The organism is Streptomyces sp. NPDC054975 (genome assembly GCF_053609105.1).
Window position 1 is genome coordinate 1 of record NZ_JBSGWV010000016.1, and the last position, 15,418, is coordinate 15,418.

Annotated in this window: 12 protein-coding genes and 1 pseudogene; 12 read left to right on the forward strand and 1 reads right to left on the reverse strand. The window is 73.1% G+C overall.

What is annotated here, in order from left to right; all coding sequences use genetic code 11:
* Positions 1 to 87 precede the first annotated feature (87 nt).
* The 11 genes and pseudogenes from ACWF79_RS16920 to ACWF79_RS16970 all read left to right on the forward strand — a co-directional run.
* Positions 88 to 534 (forward strand): annotated as a pseudogene (locus tag ACWF79_RS16920) (hypothetical protein); the annotation flags it as partial.
* Positions 531 to 689 (forward strand): DUF6760 family protein, encoded by a 159-nt coding sequence (locus ACWF79_RS16925; protein ID WP_018492281.1) that lies wholly within the window; start codon positions 531 to 533, stop codon positions 687 to 689. The pseudogene ACWF79_RS16920 and the gene ACWF79_RS16925, both read left to right, overlap by 4 nt.
* A 9-nt stretch (positions 690 to 698) precedes the next feature.
* Positions 699 to 4,193 (forward strand): hypothetical protein, encoded by a 3,495-nt coding sequence (locus tag ACWF79_RS16930; RefSeq protein ID WP_453728876.1) that lies wholly within the window; start codon positions 699 to 701, stop codon positions 4,191 to 4,193.
* Positions 4,194 to 4,283: 90 nt separating this feature from the next.
* Positions 4,284 to 4,709 (forward strand): phage tail protein, encoded by a 426-nt coding sequence (locus ACWF79_RS16935; protein ID WP_453728877.1) that lies wholly within the window; start codon positions 4,284 to 4,286, stop codon positions 4,707 to 4,709.
* A gap of 36 nt (positions 4,710 to 4,745) precedes the next feature.
* The gene (locus tag ACWF79_RS16940; RefSeq protein WP_453728878.1) at positions 4,746 to 5,465 is read left to right on the forward strand and encodes a CIS tube protein; all 720 of its coding nucleotides are present in this window, start codon (positions 4,746 to 4,748) and stop codon (positions 5,463 to 5,465) included.
* Positions 5,462 to 7,240 carry a VgrG-related protein gene (locus ACWF79_RS16945; protein ID WP_453728879.1) on the forward strand — a complete coding sequence of 593 codons (1,779 nt, stop codon included), beginning with the start codon at positions 5,462 to 5,464 and terminating at the stop codon, positions 7,238 to 7,240. The genes ACWF79_RS16940 and ACWF79_RS16945 overlap by 4 nt, the downstream gene beginning before the upstream one ends.
* Positions 7,241 to 7,397: 157 nt before the next feature.
* Entirely contained in the window at positions 7,398 to 7,709 is a 312-nt protein-coding gene (locus ACWF79_RS16950; RefSeq protein WP_453728880.1) for a PAAR domain-containing protein, read from the forward strand.
* Positions 7,706 to 8,128, forward strand: a complete 423-nt coding sequence (locus ACWF79_RS16955; protein ID WP_453728881.1) for a GPW/gp25 family protein — start codon at positions 7,706 to 7,708, stop codon at positions 8,126 to 8,128. Before ACWF79_RS16950 ends, ACWF79_RS16955 begins: the two co-directional genes overlap by 4 nt.
* The gene (locus tag ACWF79_RS16960; RefSeq protein ID WP_453728882.1) at positions 8,128 to 10,092 is read left to right on the forward strand and encodes a putative baseplate assembly protein; all 1,965 of its coding nucleotides are present in this window, start codon (positions 8,128 to 8,130) and stop codon (positions 10,090 to 10,092) included. Before ACWF79_RS16955 ends, ACWF79_RS16960 begins: the two co-directional genes overlap by 1 nt.
* Positions 10,089 to 10,649: a phage tail protein I gene (locus ACWF79_RS16965; protein ID WP_453728883.1), complete on the forward strand. Its 561-nt coding sequence runs from the start codon at positions 10,089 to 10,091 to the stop codon at positions 10,647 to 10,649. The genes ACWF79_RS16960 and ACWF79_RS16965 overlap by 4 nt, the downstream gene beginning before the upstream one ends.
* 858 nt (positions 10,650 to 11,507) lie before the next feature.
* On the forward strand, positions 11,508 to 12,113 hold the full coding sequence (locus tag ACWF79_RS16970) for an NADase-type glycan-binding domain-containing protein (RefSeq protein WP_453728884.1): 606 nt from the start codon (positions 11,508 to 11,510) through the stop codon (positions 12,111 to 12,113).
* 707 nt (positions 12,114 to 12,820) lie between these two features.
* Here the strand turns inward: ACWF79_RS16970 and ACWF79_RS16975 are convergent.
* The gene (locus tag ACWF79_RS16975; protein WP_453728885.1) at positions 12,821 to 13,210 is read right to left on the reverse strand and encodes a hypothetical protein; all 390 of its coding nucleotides are present in this window, start codon (positions 13,208 to 13,210) and stop codon (positions 12,821 to 12,823) included.
* Between the two features lie 510 nt (positions 13,211 to 13,720).
* Here ACWF79_RS16975 and ACWF79_RS16980 point away from each other — a divergent pair.
* Positions 13,721 to 15,388, forward strand: coding sequence for an SWIM zinc finger family protein (locus ACWF79_RS16980; RefSeq protein WP_453728886.1), 1,668 nt, complete (start codon positions 13,721 to 13,723; stop codon positions 15,386 to 15,388).
* The last annotated feature ends 30 nt before the right edge of the window (positions 15,389 to 15,418 follow it).

Below are 15,418 nucleotides of genomic sequence, written 5' to 3' on the forward strand. Positions count from 1 at the left end.
TATCGTTATCTAAGTAGCGCATGTCCGCTCACACCCGCCAACCTGTCGTAACACCTCGGGCCCGCCGCGGCCGCGTACCCCCCGGCGCCCGCTCCGGCGGCCGCCGCCCCGGCCGCGGCGCCGGCGCCCGCCCAGGCCCCGGCGCCCGGGCGGCAACGCGACGAACTGCGCACGGAGTTCACCTTCGAGCTGCCGCGCGGCTACGTCGACGACGAGGGCACGGTCCACCGCACGGGCTCCATGCGGCTCGCGACCGCCCGGGACGAGCTGCGGCCGCAGATCGACCTGCGGGTGAAGGAGAACCCGGCGTACCTGAGCGTGGTGCTGCTCAGCCAGGTGATCACCAGCCTGGGCACGATCACCGACGTCCACGCCGGGGTCGTCGAGCGCATGTACGCCACCGACGTCGCCTTCCTCCAGGACTTCTACCGGCGCATCAACAGCGAGGGCCACACGCACGCGGCGGTGACCTGCCCGCACTGCCACAGCCCCTTCGAGGTGGACCTCTCCGGCGGGCGCCTGGGGGAATCGTGACGTACGCCCTTCCCCGGCTGCGGGAGGAGATCGCGTACGTCGCCTACCACTTCCACTGGCAGCGCGAGGACATCCTCGACCTCACCCACGCGGAGCGGCAGCAGTGGGTGCGGGAGATAGCGCGGATCAACACACGGGTGAACGAAGGCGGGTGAGGTGAGGGCATGGGCTTCTGGGACAGGTTCCGGCGGGAGGGCGGCGGCGCGTCGGCGTCCGCGTCCGGCCCCGCGTCGCGGTTCCGGCGGGTCGGCGGCGGCCCGTCGGCTCCCGCGTCGGCGTCGCGGGACACCGCTGTACGGGAGCCCGGTCAGGCCGCCACTCCGCAGGCCCCGGCCGGGCGCCCGGACTGGGACGGAGGCTGGCGCGAGGTCGCCCCGGCCCCGGTCACCATCGCCCGCTCGCCCTTGGGCGTGAGCGACGGCCTCCGCTTCCGCTCGGGCCTCGCCGCCTGGCAGAACCCGACGCTCACGACGGACCTCGGCCACGGCCTCCTGCCGTCCGCCCCCACCGGCCTGATCCACGGAGTGGCCCGCCCCACCACCACCCCGCGCCCGACACCGACCGAGGGCGGCGGCCCGCTGCTCCTCCGCGCGGTGGACAGCGCCCCGGACCCCGAGCCGGCCGAGGCCGGTCCGGCCGGGGGCCCCGAGCGCCCGATCCAACGGGCGGCTTCCGACCCGCTGGTGGCGTCCGGTCGCACGGGGGGTTCGCAGACCCCGACCCCCGAGCGGACGGCGCCCAGGCGCACGACGAACACTCGGGACGCGGCCCCCGAGCGCGGCGGCCCCGGCGGCCCGGCGATGACCGTGCCCCTATCGGGTGCGACGCACGTCCCGGCGTCGTCCGACCCGTTGGTGGTGTCCCGGCGTACGGGTGCCGGGACGCCGGTCCCCGAGCGGGCCGAACCCGGCGGCCCGGCGATGACCGTGCCCGTATCGGGTGCGACGCACGTCCCGGCGGCGTCCGACCCGTTGGTGGTGTCCCGGCGTACGGGTGCCGGGACGCCGGTCCCCGAGCGGGCCGAACCCGGCGGCCCGGCGATGACCGCACCCGTACTGGGTGCGGGCCCGGCGGCGCCCCGGCCGGTCACGGGCGGGGACGGTCCCTCCGTCGTACCGGCGGCCTCCGACCCGCTGGTCGTGTCCCGGCGTACGGGTGCCGAGACGCCGGACAACTCGGCGGCGCCTGCTCGGCCGGCCGACGGCTCCGGCGCCCCCGCCACGCCCCACGAGCCCGGGCGAGCCGACGCGAACCGGCCCGCCGCGCTGCCCGTCGTGGGCGCGGCGCCGCAACCGTCCGACGCGGGCGCCCCCACCACGGGCCCCGCACCCCAGACCCCCGAATCGTCCGCCACCCCCCGGCGGACCCGGCCGGCTTCCCCCGTCCGGCCGCGCCCGGTCGGCGCCCCGATGGTCGTGGCCCGGCGCCCGGCGATGGCACCGCGTGTGCTCGCTGCGGTTCCGCCGCGCTCACCGGCCACGGCCGCCGACCGGGCGACCACACCGTCCCCCGACGGGAACCCCGTACGGGAAGAGCCCGCACGGGCCGAAGGGCCGGACCGGAGCCCGCGTACCGCAACCCGGCCCGGCCTGGGCGCGCCCCTGGGCGAACTGCCCTCCACCGCACGGCAGATCGGCAGCCCGACGGTCACGAACGCGCCCACCCCGGCGCAGCCGCTGCCCGTCATGCGCCGGACGACGGAGCCCGAGAGCCCCTCGGGACCCCCACCGTCCGCTCCCGGACCGACCGTCCGGAAGCCCACCACCCGGTCGGGCCTGGGGGCACCCCTACGGGAACTCCCCCCGACGGCGACGCGCGCCCCGGCCTCGACGCCCGCCGCACCCCTGCTCGGTGGCGACGCACCGGTCCAGCGCAGCCCGCTCCCGAGCGCGAGCACGCCCGCGCGCCCCCGCACCCCTGACGCACCGCCGACCGGGCCCACCCCGGTCGTACCGCTGTCACGTGCGGCGGAGACGACAACCGGTCCGAGCGGTGCCCCGGCGCACGGCACGCCCGGCACCTCGGCAGGGGCGTCTCCGGTGGCTCCGGCCGACGCCTCGGCACCGGGGGCCACCCCGCTCGTGCCGGTGTCCCGTGCGGCCGAGAGGACGTCGGGTACGTCGGCGCCTGGCTCGTCGGGCAGCTCGTCGGCCGGGTCGGCTTCGGCGGCACCTGTGCAGCGTGCGGTCGAGAGGACGTCGGGCGCGTCCGGTACTTCGACGCCTGGCGCGTCGGGCGGCTCGGCGGGCTCGACTCCGCCGACACCCGTGCAGCGCGCAGCCGGGAGGACGTCCGGCGCGTCCGGCACTTCGACGCCTGGTTCGCCGACCGGGTCGACTCCGTCGACACCCGTGCAGCGCGCGGCCGAGAAGACGTCCGACCCGACCGGTACTCCCACGCCCAGCGCGTCGGACGGCTCGTCGGCCGAGGCCACCCCCGTCGTCCCGCTCGCGCGCCCGGCGGACGCGAGGCCGGAGCCGTTGGTCCCCGTGGCCCGCGCGGTCGAGAAGCCCGCCGCCCCGTCCACTGCCCAGGGCGCCGGCAAGTCGCCGTCCGGGCCGACCGATGTCGACGCGCGGACCCCCGCCTCGACCACCCCCGCCCGGGGCGACGCGACACCCCGTACGCCCCTGCACGTGTCCGCGGCCACCGGGGCATCACCGGGTGCCGCACCGGCCGTCACGCCCTTCGTCCAGAGCTCGCGGCGACTGCTCGCCGACCGCCCGCTGGTCGTCAGTACCGGAGCCGCCGAAGGGTTCTCCGCGCCTCCCTCCGCAGCCGGGGCGTCCCGCCGTCCCGTGGTCGCCGCCTCCTGGCGCCGGGACCCCGCACCCGGTACGCCGGAGGGCCCCGCCGACCCGTCCCGGACGCCCGCTCCCGCGCCGGCCCCGGCGGTCCAGCGCAGCGCCAACGTTCCCACGCCGCCCGGCAGGGGCCTGCTGGCCCGGTTGCGCCCGGCCGCGACCAACGGCTCCCCGAACGGCTCGACGGACCAGGCGACTTCCCCAGGCACTCCCATGCCGGTGAGCACGCCACCGGCCCAGGCTGCTGTCCCGGCCCCCGCCCCGGTCCAACGCTCCTCCGCGCCCGGACCGGCAGCCGCACTCGCCGCGAGCCCGGCACGCGCCGTGATCCCGGCACCCGCCGCGCCCCCGGCACGCGCCGTGACCCCGGCACCAGCCGTAAGCCCGGCAGCCGCCGCACCCCCCGCGCCCCCCGTACCGCTCGTACGCCTCGACCCGTCGCCCACGCGCCCCGCCACCGGGGAAACGGCGAGCACCCCCGTGCAGCGTCAAGCCCAGCCGCTGACGTACACGCGGGGTGCCGGGCCGGCGACTGGACCCGAGCCGGTTCGGCCACCCGTCTCGCCCGGGACGCCCGCCGGCTCGCTCCAGGCCAAGGCGGTCCAGCGGATGGCGGACGCGGGCCTCAGCGGCGTCCCGGTCACCCGGGTCACCCCGGTCCAACGAGCCGACTCGGCCACCGAGAAGACGGCGGCGACCACCCCGACCCCCACCAAAGCCGCCTCCCCCTCCTCCCGCAGTCAGGAGATCGAGGAGCTGGCCCGGCAGCTGATCGACCCGGTGGCCCGCCTGCTCCGGGCCGAGATGCGCAGGGGACGCGAGCGCACGGGCCGCCCCTACGACGGCCGCCGCTGACCCTCGTGCCCACCGCCCACCGCCCACCGCCCGTAGCCCACCCGCCACCCGCCACCGACCAAAGAACAGGCCCCCAGGGCTAGGAGAGAAATGACGGACAGCATCGTCGCCACGAGCGTGTTCTTCCGGCTCGCGATCGGCGGCAACGACCTGGGGGCCTTCCACACCTGTTCCGGCCTGGGCGCCGAGGTGGAGATGGAGCAGTACGCGGAGGGCGGCAACAACGGGTTCGCCTGGCAGCTCCCCGGCCGCATCACGTGGTCCAACATCACCCTCACCCGCCCGGTCACTGCGGACACCGCCAAGATCGCGCGCTGGCTCGACGAGATCATCCAGCGGGTCGAGCCCAAGGACGGCGAGATCGTCGCGCTCAGGCCCGACCTCAGCCGCATCGTCAGCTGGCAGGTGCTCGGCATCGTCCCGGTCCGCTGGCAGGGCCCGTCCTTCGACCCGGCCAACTCCCAGGCCGCGATCGAGACGCTGGAGATCGCCCACGAGGGCCTGCGCCCGTCCTGAGACCCGGCACCGTCCACGAGAGGAGGTACGTAGGAGATGTCACCCGCCCGAGCCAGCCGCGCCCGAGCCCAACTGACGATCATGGAGCCGCCCGCGAAGGTCGGCGCCAAGCCGGGCGGCACCCTCGCCCGCGTCAAGCTCCAGTTCAACCCGTCGAGCCTGTCCATGAGCAAGACCACCGAGTGGCGGCGCACGCCCTCCCGGATGGCGGGCCAGTCGGCCCTGCCCGAGTTCGTCGGCAGCGGACCGCGCTCGCTCTCCCTGGAGGTCTTCCTCGACGGGACGGCCAAGCACGACAACTCCGTGGAACAGGCCGTTCAGCAGATGATGGTGGCCTGTGTGCCCACCAAGGCCAGCCTGGCCCGCAAGACACCGGCGAGCCCGTGGGTGCGCTTCGAATGGGGCACGTCGAAGACGACCTCCTTCGACGGAGTGCTGTCCAACTTCTCCGTCAACTACACCCTGTTCGATGTCGACGGTAAGCCGCTGCGCGCCACCTGCTCCCTCTCCATCGAGGAGGCGAGCGTCGACGCCCCGGGCCAGAACCCGACGTCGGGCTCGCGCGAGGCCCGCCGTACGCACCGCGTCGTCGCGGGGGACAGCCTGCCGTTGCTCGCGTGGCGCGAGTACGGCGACGCCACCGCCTGGCGCGTCATCGCCGAGGCCAACGGCATCGACGACCCCATGGTGCTCGTACCCGGTACGGAACTGATCGTGCCCGGCACCGAGGACGGGACAGCGGAGGAGGAACGATGAACTCCACGGAGGAGCGGGGCGGCAGGTCGTTCGCGGCCGACCCGATCGTCGAGGCGCCCGCCGAACTGCCGCCCGCCTGGGTCGCCCAGCTCGTCAGCTGCGTGGTCGACGAGAACGTCGGCCTGCCGGACACCGCCGTGCTGACGTACCGCGACCCGAACCACGAACTGCTCACCGCCACCGGCATCACCATCGGCACCCCGCTGAAGATCTCGGTCGTGACCGTCAAGGGTCAGGCGCGGGAGCGGCTGTTCACGGGCGAGGTGACGGCCGTGGAGCTGGACACCGACACCACGGGCTCGTTCACCGTGCTCCGGGCGTACTCCAAGGCGCACCGCCTCCAGCGGGGCCGGAAGGTCGTCGCGTACCGCAACATGACGACGGCGGACATCGTCCGGAAGGTGGCCGCCGGGGCCGGTCTGGCCTGCGGCAAGATCGAGGCCGCCCCCGTCACACACACGCAGCTGTCCCAGCCCAACGTCTCCGACTGGGAGTTCCTCCAGTTCCTGGCGGCGGAAAGTGGCGCGCACGTGCGGATCGACGAGAAGGGCCTGCTCCAGTTCGTGAAGCCGACGCCGGCCGCGTCGGCGCCGGCCCCGTCCACGCCGGCGACCCGCAGCCCGCTGGTCCTGGAGTACGGCCGTAACCTGCTGGCCCTGCGGGCCGTCCTGACCGGCGCCGACGGGGCGGGCAACGTGGAGGTGCGCGGCTGGAACGTCACCACCAAGACACCCCTGGTGGCCACCCGGCCGTCCGTCCGCAGCACCACCGTCACCCCGGGCATGAGCCCTTCCGTGGCCTCCGCCTTCGGCGCGTCCGCGAAGGTCACGGTCACCGACACGCCGTACCGTACGCAGGCGGAGACGACGGCCGTGGCCGGTTCGGTCGCCGCGTCGGTGAGCGCCGGGTTCGGCGAGATCGAGGCGGTCGCCGAGGGCAACCCCAAGCTGCGGGCGGGCAAGCCGGTCGCGCTGGGCAACGTGGGCAAGGCGTTCTCGGGCCGGTACACGGCGACCGCCGCCCACCACGTCCTGGAGCCCCAGGGCGGCTACCGTACGACGATCGTGGTCAGCTCCTCGCCCGACCGATCCCTCACGGGCCTGGCCACGGGGGCGAACGCGCCCGCGCGCGGCCCGCGCATGCCGGGTCTGGCGATCGGCGTGGTCACCGACATCCGCGAGACGGGCGGCGGCCAGCGCGGCTGGGTGAAGCTGAAGTTCCCCTGGCTCGACGCCACGTACGTGACGGACTGGGTACGCACGGTCCAGTGGGGCGGCCAGGGCGGGGGAGGGGTGTTCAGCCCGGAGGTCAACGACGAGGTCCTCGTCGGCTTCGAGCAGGGTCTCCTCGACAGCCCGTACGTGCTCGGCGGCCTCTACAACGGCGTGGACAAGCCGTCGCCGCACGACGTCCCGCTGGTCGACAGGACGAGCGGCAAGGTGCAACGCCGCTCGCTGGTCTCCCGCTCGGGCCACCGCCTCGAACTGCTCGACACCCCGCGCGGAACGTCCGGTGTACGCCTGGCCAGCGGCAACAAGCGGCTGGAGGTCAAGCTCGACGAACGCCGCGACCAGATCGAACTCACCGTCTTCGGGCCGGGCGGCAGACGGGCGTTGAGCTCGGTGACGCTGACGCCGAGGGGCATCACGCTCGACGCGGGGACGGGGTCGATCGACCTGAACGGCCGGACGGTGAACATCAACGGCAAGACGGGGGTCACGGTCGACGGCGGTCTGCTGGCGACGATCAAGGCCCGGATGATCCGCCTCAACTAGGAGCCCCGTAAAAGCTCCACTCGCAGCCGGAGCGACACCAACAGCCCGACTCCCACCCACAGTCCCCCCACCACATCACCCCCACCCACATCACCCCACCACCCGCCCTAACGCCCCACCCACCTCAGCTCAGCTCAGCTCAGCAAGGAGAAAGAAGATGCCTCCCGCAGCCCGCGTCGGAGACCCCACGGCCCACGGCGGTGTCATCGGCACCCCGCCGCCCGGCGCCGTCATGGTCCCCACCGTGCTCATCGGCGGCAAGCCGGCCGCGGTGACCGGAAGCCTGCACGCCTGTGCGGCGCACGCGTACCTCGGCCCGGCCAACGTGATCCTGCCGAACCCGCGCGCCGCCGTGACCGGGGCCGTGCTGATCGGCGGGCTGCCCGCCGCCTGCATGCGGGACCAGACGGCGTGCGGGGCGCAGATCATGGTCGGGGCGCCGAACGTCCTCATCGGGGGGCCGATGTGAGCGAGCGGTTCATAGGCCGGGGCTGGGGGTTCCCGCTCCGGGTCGGGCCCACCGGCGGGATCGGCATGGTGGAGCGGGACCGGGAGATCGAGGAGGCGATCCGGCTGGTCCTCGGGACGGCGCCGGGCGAGCGCCCGATGCGCCCCGAGTTCGGCTGCGGGATCCACGACTACGTCTTCGCGCCGGGTGACGGCGAGACCGCCGGCCGGATCGGCCACGAGGTGCGGACGGCGCTGGAGCGCTGGGAGCCGCGGATCCAGGTGGACGACGTGGTCGTCGCGTTCGACGCCGTGGACGAGGGCACGTTCTACATCGATGTCCGGTACACCGTCCGCTCCACCAACGACCTGCGGAACCTGGTCTTTCCCTTCTACTCCATCCCCTCCACCGAGGGCGCCGACGAGGCAGGAGGACGCTGATGGCCCTGCCCTCACCGAACCTGGACGACCGACGGTTCCAGCAACTCGTCGACGAGGCGAAGCGCTATGTGCAGCAGCGGTCGCCGGAGTGGACCGACCACAACGTGTCGGACCCCGGGGTCACGCTCATCGAGACGTTCGCGTACATGGTGGACCAGCTGCTCTACCGGCTGAACCGGGTGCCGGACAAGAACTACATGGCGTTCCTCGACCTGTTGGGCGTCAAGCTCTTCCCGCCGACGGCGGCGACGGCGGACGTCGACTTCTGGCTGTCCGCGCCCCAGCCCGACACCGTGATGCTGCGGGCGGGCGTCGAGGTGGCCACCGTACGGAGCGAGACGGAGGACGCGGTGGTGTTCAGCACCGTCGACGACCTGCCGATCATGCCCAGCTCCCTCACCCGCCTGGTGACCGCGCCGGCGGGCGGCGAGCAGACGGACCGTACGACCGCGCTCGGCGAGGGCCGGGACATCCCCTGCTTCCAGGCCGCCCCGGCACCCGGCGACGCGCTGCTGTTCGGTCTGCCGACGGCCGTGCCGCGGTGCATCGTCGCCGTCCGGCTGGACAGCCGGGTCGAGGGCGTCGGTGTCGACCCGAGGCAGCCGCCCCTCGTGTGGGAGGCCTGGGACGGCGCGCGGTGGGCGCTGTGCGAGACGGGATCGGACACGACCGGCGGCCTGAACAGGCCGGGTGAGGTCCTCGTGTTCGTACCGGCGGGGCACACGGCGTCCGTGGTCGCGGGTACGCGGGCGGGCTGGCTGCGCTGCCGCGTCACCGCCCCGGAGGCGGGCCAGCCGTTCTACTCCGAGTCGCCGACCGTCCGCGAGGCGGAGGTGTTCACGGTCGGCGGCACGATGACCGTCGAGCACGCGGAGACCGTGTACGACACCCTGCTGGGCGCCTCCGACGGGGTGGCGGGCCAGCGGTTCCGGCTTCCCCGCCCGCCGCTGCTGCTGGACGGCGAGCCTCCGGTGCTGGAGGTGTCCTCGGCGGAGGGCTGGCAGACCTGGACGCCGGTGGACCACTTCGGCGACTCGTCGCCCGCCGACCGGCACGTCGTCGTGGACGCCACGACGGGCGAGTTCACGTTCCCGCCCGCGCTGCGGGAACCGGACGGCACGCTGCGCACCTACGGCGCCGTCCCGGACCAGAGCGCCATGGTGCGGATCCCGCGCTACCGCACCGGAGGCGGCGCCGCCGGCAACGTGGCGCGCGGCGCGATCTCGGTGCTGCGCAGCTCCGTCCCGTACGTCGCCCGGGTCGAGAACCGCGAGGCGGCGCGCGGCGGTGTGGACGGCGAGAGCGTGGAGAACGCCAAGCTGCGGGCGCCGCACGTGCTGCGGGTACGGGACAGGGCGGTGACCGCCCAGGACTACGAGTTCATCGCGCGCGAGGCGGCCCCCTCGGTGAAGCGGGTGCGCTGCCTGCCCGCCGTGGCGGGGGAGGGCGGGGCGGTACGGGTACTGGTCGTGCCGGACGCGGTGGCGGACGAGGGCGACGACCGCCTGCGTTTCGAGCAGTTGATCCCGTCCGAGCAGGTCCTGTCGGCGATCACGACGAGCCTGGACGAACGCCGCCTGGTCGGCACCCGCCTGGTGGTGGAACCCCCCGCGTACCAGGGCGTCACTGTGGTGGCGCGCCTGGTGGCCGAGCCGATGGACGTGGACCGGGTACGGGAGGCCGCGCTGGCGGCGCTGTTCCGGCACCTGAACCCGCTGCACGGCGGCGCCGACGGCAGGGGCTGGCCGTTCGGCCGTCCGGTCCAGTACGGGGAGGTCTTCGCGGTCCTCCAACGGGCGGCGCAGAACGCCCTGGTGGAGGAGGTCCGCCTCTTCCCCGCCGACCCGGTGACCGGGCGGAGGGGCTCCCCGGTGGAGCGGATCGACGTGGCGCGGGGCGCCCTGGTCTTCTCGTACCAGCACCAGGTGGTCGTCACCCCCGGGGACCTGGGCGGCGGAGCATGACCAGAGCCGCGGTCCCCGGCCTGCCGAGCCGCCATCCGATCGGCGCCCTGCTGCCGGCCCTGTACGCGGACGACGACCTCGCGCAGCGCTTCACGGCCGGCCTCGACACGGTCCTGGCCCCGGTGCTGTCGACGCTGGACAACCTGCCGGCGTACTTCGACCCCGCCCTCACGCCCCCGGACTTCCTGCGGTGGCTCGCGACCTGGCTCGGCGTGGACCTGGAGGACGACTGGCCGGAGGACCTGGCCAGAACGGTCGTGGCCCGAGCGATGGAACTCCACCGCCGGCGAGGCACCCGCCGAGGCTTGGAGGAACGCCTGCGCCTCTGCCTGGGGGTGGAGGCCCAGATCATCGACGGCGGCGGGGCGAAGTGGTCCACCACCCCGAACACCGAACTCCCCCCGGCCCCGGCGGGCGAACTCCTGGTACGGGCCTGGCCGACAGGCCCCCGCACGGTGACCGCCCACCAGGTCCTGGAGGTCGTCACGGCCTCCTGCCCGGTCCACCTCACATGCCGAGTAGAACTCCTCCCCGGCCCACCCGAGGAAGGAAGCTGACCCATGCGCACCTGCCCCGACTGCGGCACGGCGAACGACGCCACGGACGACTTCTGCGGCAACTGCGGCGCGTACGTCGGCTGGTCGAACGAGCCGACGCCCCCGGCGAAGGAGCCCTCGCACGCCCAGCTGCCCCCACCCCCGACGGCTGCCCCACAGATCCCGACGGAACTCCCGACGGAACCCGAGCCGGGCTTCTTGAGGGGCCTGCTGAGGACCTTCCAGCCGGACCTCCCGCGGGACCTCCCGACGGACCTTCCAACGCAACTGCCGACGGACCTCCCGGGGCAACTGACGTCGGACCTCCAGCGGGACCTCCCGGGGCAACTGACGTCGGACCTCCAGCGGGACCTCCCCGGGCAACTGACGTCGGACCTCCAGCGGGACCTCCCCGGGCAACTGACGTCGGACCTCCAGCGGGACCTCCCCGGGCAGCTGACGCCGGACCTCCATCAGGAGCTCCCAAGGCAACTCCCCCCGGACCTCCATCCGGACCTCCAGCAGGAGGCCCCGGGGCAACTCCCCCCGGACACCTCCACGACGGCCACCCACCCACCGCACAACCCCCACCCACCGCACAACCCCCCACCCACCCCAGCCGCACCCCCGCAACCAGTGGCCGCCCCACGCACCCCCAGGCCGGCACGACCACCATCGGAGTCCACCACACAACCCCCCGAGGAAACACCGGTGGTGGCGGTGCAACCGGCGAAACCGATGGCGCAGCGCCCGAAGGTGAGGCAGACGGCGTCGGAGGAACCGCAGGACGGCCTGCCGTGCCCGTCCTGCGGCACACGGAACGCCCGGGGACGCCGCTTCTGCCGCCGCTGTGCGACCCCGCTCAGCCAGGCTGCTCCGGTGGCGCCGCTGCCGTGGTGGCGGACGGTGTGGCCGTTCCGCCGCAAGGTGCGGGCGGGCTCGGGCGCGTTCGTACGCCGCGCGGTGATCACCCTGGTGCTGCTGGGCCTGGTGGTGGGCGGCTACTTCCTGATCCCGGCGGGCCGCTGGCTGTACGAGGACGTACGGGACAAGCTGGGCAAGGCAACGCCCGTCACCCCGGCGTCGGTCGAGGCCACGGCGTCGGTCCCGAAGCACGAGGCGACGCTGGCGACGGACGGCCTGAGCAACACGTACTGGGGCGCGCCGAAGGTCGGCGACTCACTCACGTTCACCTTCCGCTCCCCGTTCCGCCTGGTGAACGTGGTGGTCCACACGGGCGTCTCGAAGAAGGCGGAAGCCCACCGCAACCAGGCCCGCCCGATCCGAGCGGACCTGCTGATCACGGCATCGGACGGCACAACAAAGAAAAAGACGATCACCCTGGCCGACAAGCCAGGCCCCCAGACCATCCAGACGGGCCACAGCGACGTGGTCTCGGTCCAACTGGTGATCCACGACGCGGCCGGTCTGTCACAGGGCCGCCACATAGCCCTGGCGGAAGTCGAATTCTTCAAACGCTCCTGACGACGTCCCGTAGCAACGACAAAAAGAGCCGGACCCAGGAGGACCGGGTCCGGCTCTCAACGTCTGCATGGCTGCTCGATCAGCGACCTTGACGTCGTCGCACGGGGCACTGGAAGCCGAGATCCAACCGGGAGAAGGACCACGCATCCTCCAGGGACAAAGGGCGGGAGGAGGACGGAGGTTCCTGACCCTCCCGCCTGGCTCGCACGCCCCGCACGCGGACCAGCGCGCATCAACGACAAAGGCCCGGACTCGGCGCAACCGAGTTCGGGCCTTCATGCTTGGCACTTCGGCGGGTCAGCGATGCGATCGCGTGGATCCGGCAGAAGTGCCCCCGGCAGGATTCGAACCTGCGCACACGGCTCCGGAGGCCGTCGGTGTTTCCGGCGCTTTGCGCAGGTCAGCAACTTAGCTGACGCAATGTGAGGTGCTCGGTCCCGGACATGTCCCGCGAAAATGAAATGTCTTGTTTGGTTGCTACTCTGTGCTGGCTGCCCTTAAGGCGGAGGCCTGTCGCGACCTGGCGGGCATCACGAGGGCTTACAGCGCCCAAGGACGTACGGTCCCGTCTCGGGAGATCGAGAGGCCTCGGTGACCAAGTGCCCGAACGCCCGGAACGTGGCAGCTCGCCGGGCAGCCGTCGGACCGTACGCCCTTCGGGTACCGAGTGCACCCGAGAGAGTGCGCGGCCTATCCGCGACCGGGTGCTACTTCCGGCCAGGTGTCCATTTCATGCCGAGCCGGTACGCCCGGGAGACCACGTCCTGGACACCGGGGCCGTCCGCCGGGGTGAACCAGCGCACCTCGCGTCCGATGACGAGTTCGCCCTTCTGCCGTTTGATGAGGGCGATGGCGCACGCGTACGCCTGCGGCGGGCACTCGTCCAGAACCACCCGGAAGCGGTCGCCGCGGTCGGAGGTCAGCGTCACCACCGCGTCGAGACCGCGGAAGTCGCCGGACCCTTCGTAGATGTAGACGAAGAGCAGGAGCTTCTGGAACTCGGCCTGGTGGTCCAGGTTGATGACAAGGTTCTCTCCCGTCTCCCGGCTTCCGGTGCGGTCGTCGGCGTCGAGCGCGACGTACGGGAAGCGGTCCACCGCTCCGAAGGCGTTGCCCAGGGCCTGGACACGGTCTTGGAACCGTCGGTGCAGCGGATCATGCAGCCGAGATCGAGATCCACCTTCCTGGCCGCGGCCGATCGCATCGAGGCCCGGATCCGGCCGAACAGGCCACGGGCCTCGCCGGCCGCCCGCTGGGCGACGGCCTGTGGCGAGGTCCAGTTGAGGTTGACCTTGATCAGCCCCGAGGTCACGCCGTGCTTGTCCAGAGAGACCGTGGGCGAAGCCTTCGTCAGGTTTACGGTGGCGGGCTTGGTCATGCGGCACCTTTCCGGAGAGGGACGCTGGGTGACGACGCTACAGGTGGGGGCACGGGCCGCACAGGGCGGCTGGAGGGCTGAGGCGACAGGACGGTGAGGGCGGCTCGAACAACCGGAAGCATCGCTTCGTCGGGTGGCGCCGTTCTGATCTCCGGAGTCGTTCGGCGTGGCGGCCTCTAGCATGAGGGCCGTCGGAGGGAGTCCGAGCCGGATCGGAGCACGGAGAGTCGTGGGCGGTCTTACGGAAGCGAAACTGAGGGCGCTGGCCGGGGAGCGTTCGTTCGAGCGTGGATTCGGTTATGTGGACGAGGTGTCCGGGGTCGAGTTCGGTGACGGCTGGATCAGGGCGTCGGTCCGTGGCACGGAGCGATACGAGGCGGAACTACTCCTCGATGGCCGCAGGAAGCCGACGGGTACATGCGACTGCCCGTACGGCCAGGAGGGCAATTTCTGCAAGCATCTGGTCGCGCTGGGCCTGACGGTGATTGCGCAGGAGGCCGACCTGCCCCGCCTGCGGAGAACGGCCCGGGAACGGGTCCGTGGCCTCGACGCCTGGCTGACCGGCCTGTCGCGGGACGATCTGCTCGCTCTCGTGCGGGAGGAGATGGTCGAGGACCGGAACCTGCGGAAACGCCTGGAACTGCGGATGGCGAGCGCCCGCGGCGACGTGGCCGGGATCCGTTCCCGTATCCGTGAGCTGCTCGACATCGGCCCGTTCGCGCAGTACGGCTACGTCGAGTACGCCGACGCCCGGGCCTATGCCGACCAGGCTGGGCAGGCGGTCACCGCGATCCGGTCGCTGACCGCCTCCGGCCGGGCGGCCGACGCGACGACTCTGGCCCGGGAGGCGCTCGGCCTGCTGGCCTCCGCGATCGGAAGTGTCGACGACTCCGACGGCCGGCTCGGCCAGGTCGGCGCCGATCTCGCCGACGCCCACCGCGAGGCTTGCCGCGCGGCCCGCCCCGATCCGGAGGAACTCGCCCACTGGCTGGTGACCCATGCCCTCGACGAGGCGGCCGACCTGACGGACATCGACCCGCTCGATTACGAGGACCTGCTCGGCGAGCGGGGGACGGCCGCCCTGCGCCGGCACGCGGCCGAGGCATGGCAGGCGAACCGCACCGGCTGGGCCGAGAAACATCTGATGCAGCGCCTGGAGAAGTCGGGGCGGGACATCGACACGGTGATCGCCGTACACGCCGCCGACCTCGCGCCGAACGGTCACACCCACCTGCTCATCGCCCGCGAACTCGACGCAGCCGGCCGTACCGCCGAAGCCCAGGAATGGGCCGAGCGCGGCATCCGGGAGACCGAGGACCTGGCCAGCGTCGACACCGCCCTGGTCGACCACCTCGCCGACCGCTACACCCGGACCGGCCGATCGGCCGATGCTGTCACCCTGCGCCGTGACCACTTCACCGCCCGCCGTACCCTGCTCACCTACCGGCAGCTGCGCGCCGCGGCCGTCGCCGCCGCGTGCTGGACGGCCGAGCGCGAGAAGGCACTGGCGCTGCTCCGTGACGACGCCGAACGGCCGGATGCGTCCGGTGACCGGGTCCTCGTCGATGTCCTGCTGGACGACAGGGACGTCGACGCCGCCTGGCAGGCAGCCCACGAGCACGGCGCCCATGACAGCCAGTGGCTCGCCCTCACCGACCAGTCCCGCCCGACCCGCCCTGCGGACGCCCTGGCCGTCTACCTCCGACTCGCCGCCCCTCTCGCCCGCGAGACAGGCAACCGCGCCTACGAACAGCTCGTCGGCCTGCTCCTGAATATCCGCGACTGCCACCGCCACCTCGGTACGCCCGACGACTTCACCGCGTACGTCACCGACCTGCGCGCCGCCCAGAAGCGCAAACGGAACCTGTTGCGACTGATGGACCAGCACGGCTTGTAGGCACAATGCCGTGCCGGGGCACCCGGCGCC

What these genes read in the sequence shown, in the direction of transcription:
- ACWF79_RS16930 (WP_453728876.1), top strand. Translation starts at nt 699, where the DNA reads ATGGGCTTCTGGGACAGGTTCCGGCGGGAGGGCGGCGGCGCGTCGGCG.
- ACWF79_RS16940 (WP_453728878.1), top strand. Translation starts at nt 4,746, where the DNA reads ATGTCACCCGCCCGAGCCAGCCGCGCCCGAGCCCAACTGACGATCATG.
- ACWF79_RS16960 (WP_453728882.1), top strand. Translation starts at nt 8,128, where the DNA reads ATGGCCCTGCCCTCACCGAACCTGGACGACCGACGGTTCCAGCAACTC.
- ACWF79_RS16965 (WP_453728883.1), top strand. Translation starts at nt 10,089, where the DNA reads ATGACCAGAGCCGCGGTCCCCGGCCTGCCGAGCCGCCATCCGATCGGC.
- ACWF79_RS16935 (WP_453728877.1), top strand. Translation starts at nt 4,284, where the DNA reads ATGACGGACAGCATCGTCGCCACGAGCGTGTTCTTCCGGCTCGCGATC.
- ACWF79_RS16950 (WP_453728880.1), top strand. Translation starts at nt 7,398, where the DNA reads ATGCCTCCCGCAGCCCGCGTCGGAGACCCCACGGCCCACGGCGGTGTC.
- ACWF79_RS16945 (WP_453728879.1), top strand. Translation starts at nt 5,462, where the DNA reads ATGAACTCCACGGAGGAGCGGGGCGGCAGGTCGTTCGCGGCCGACCCG.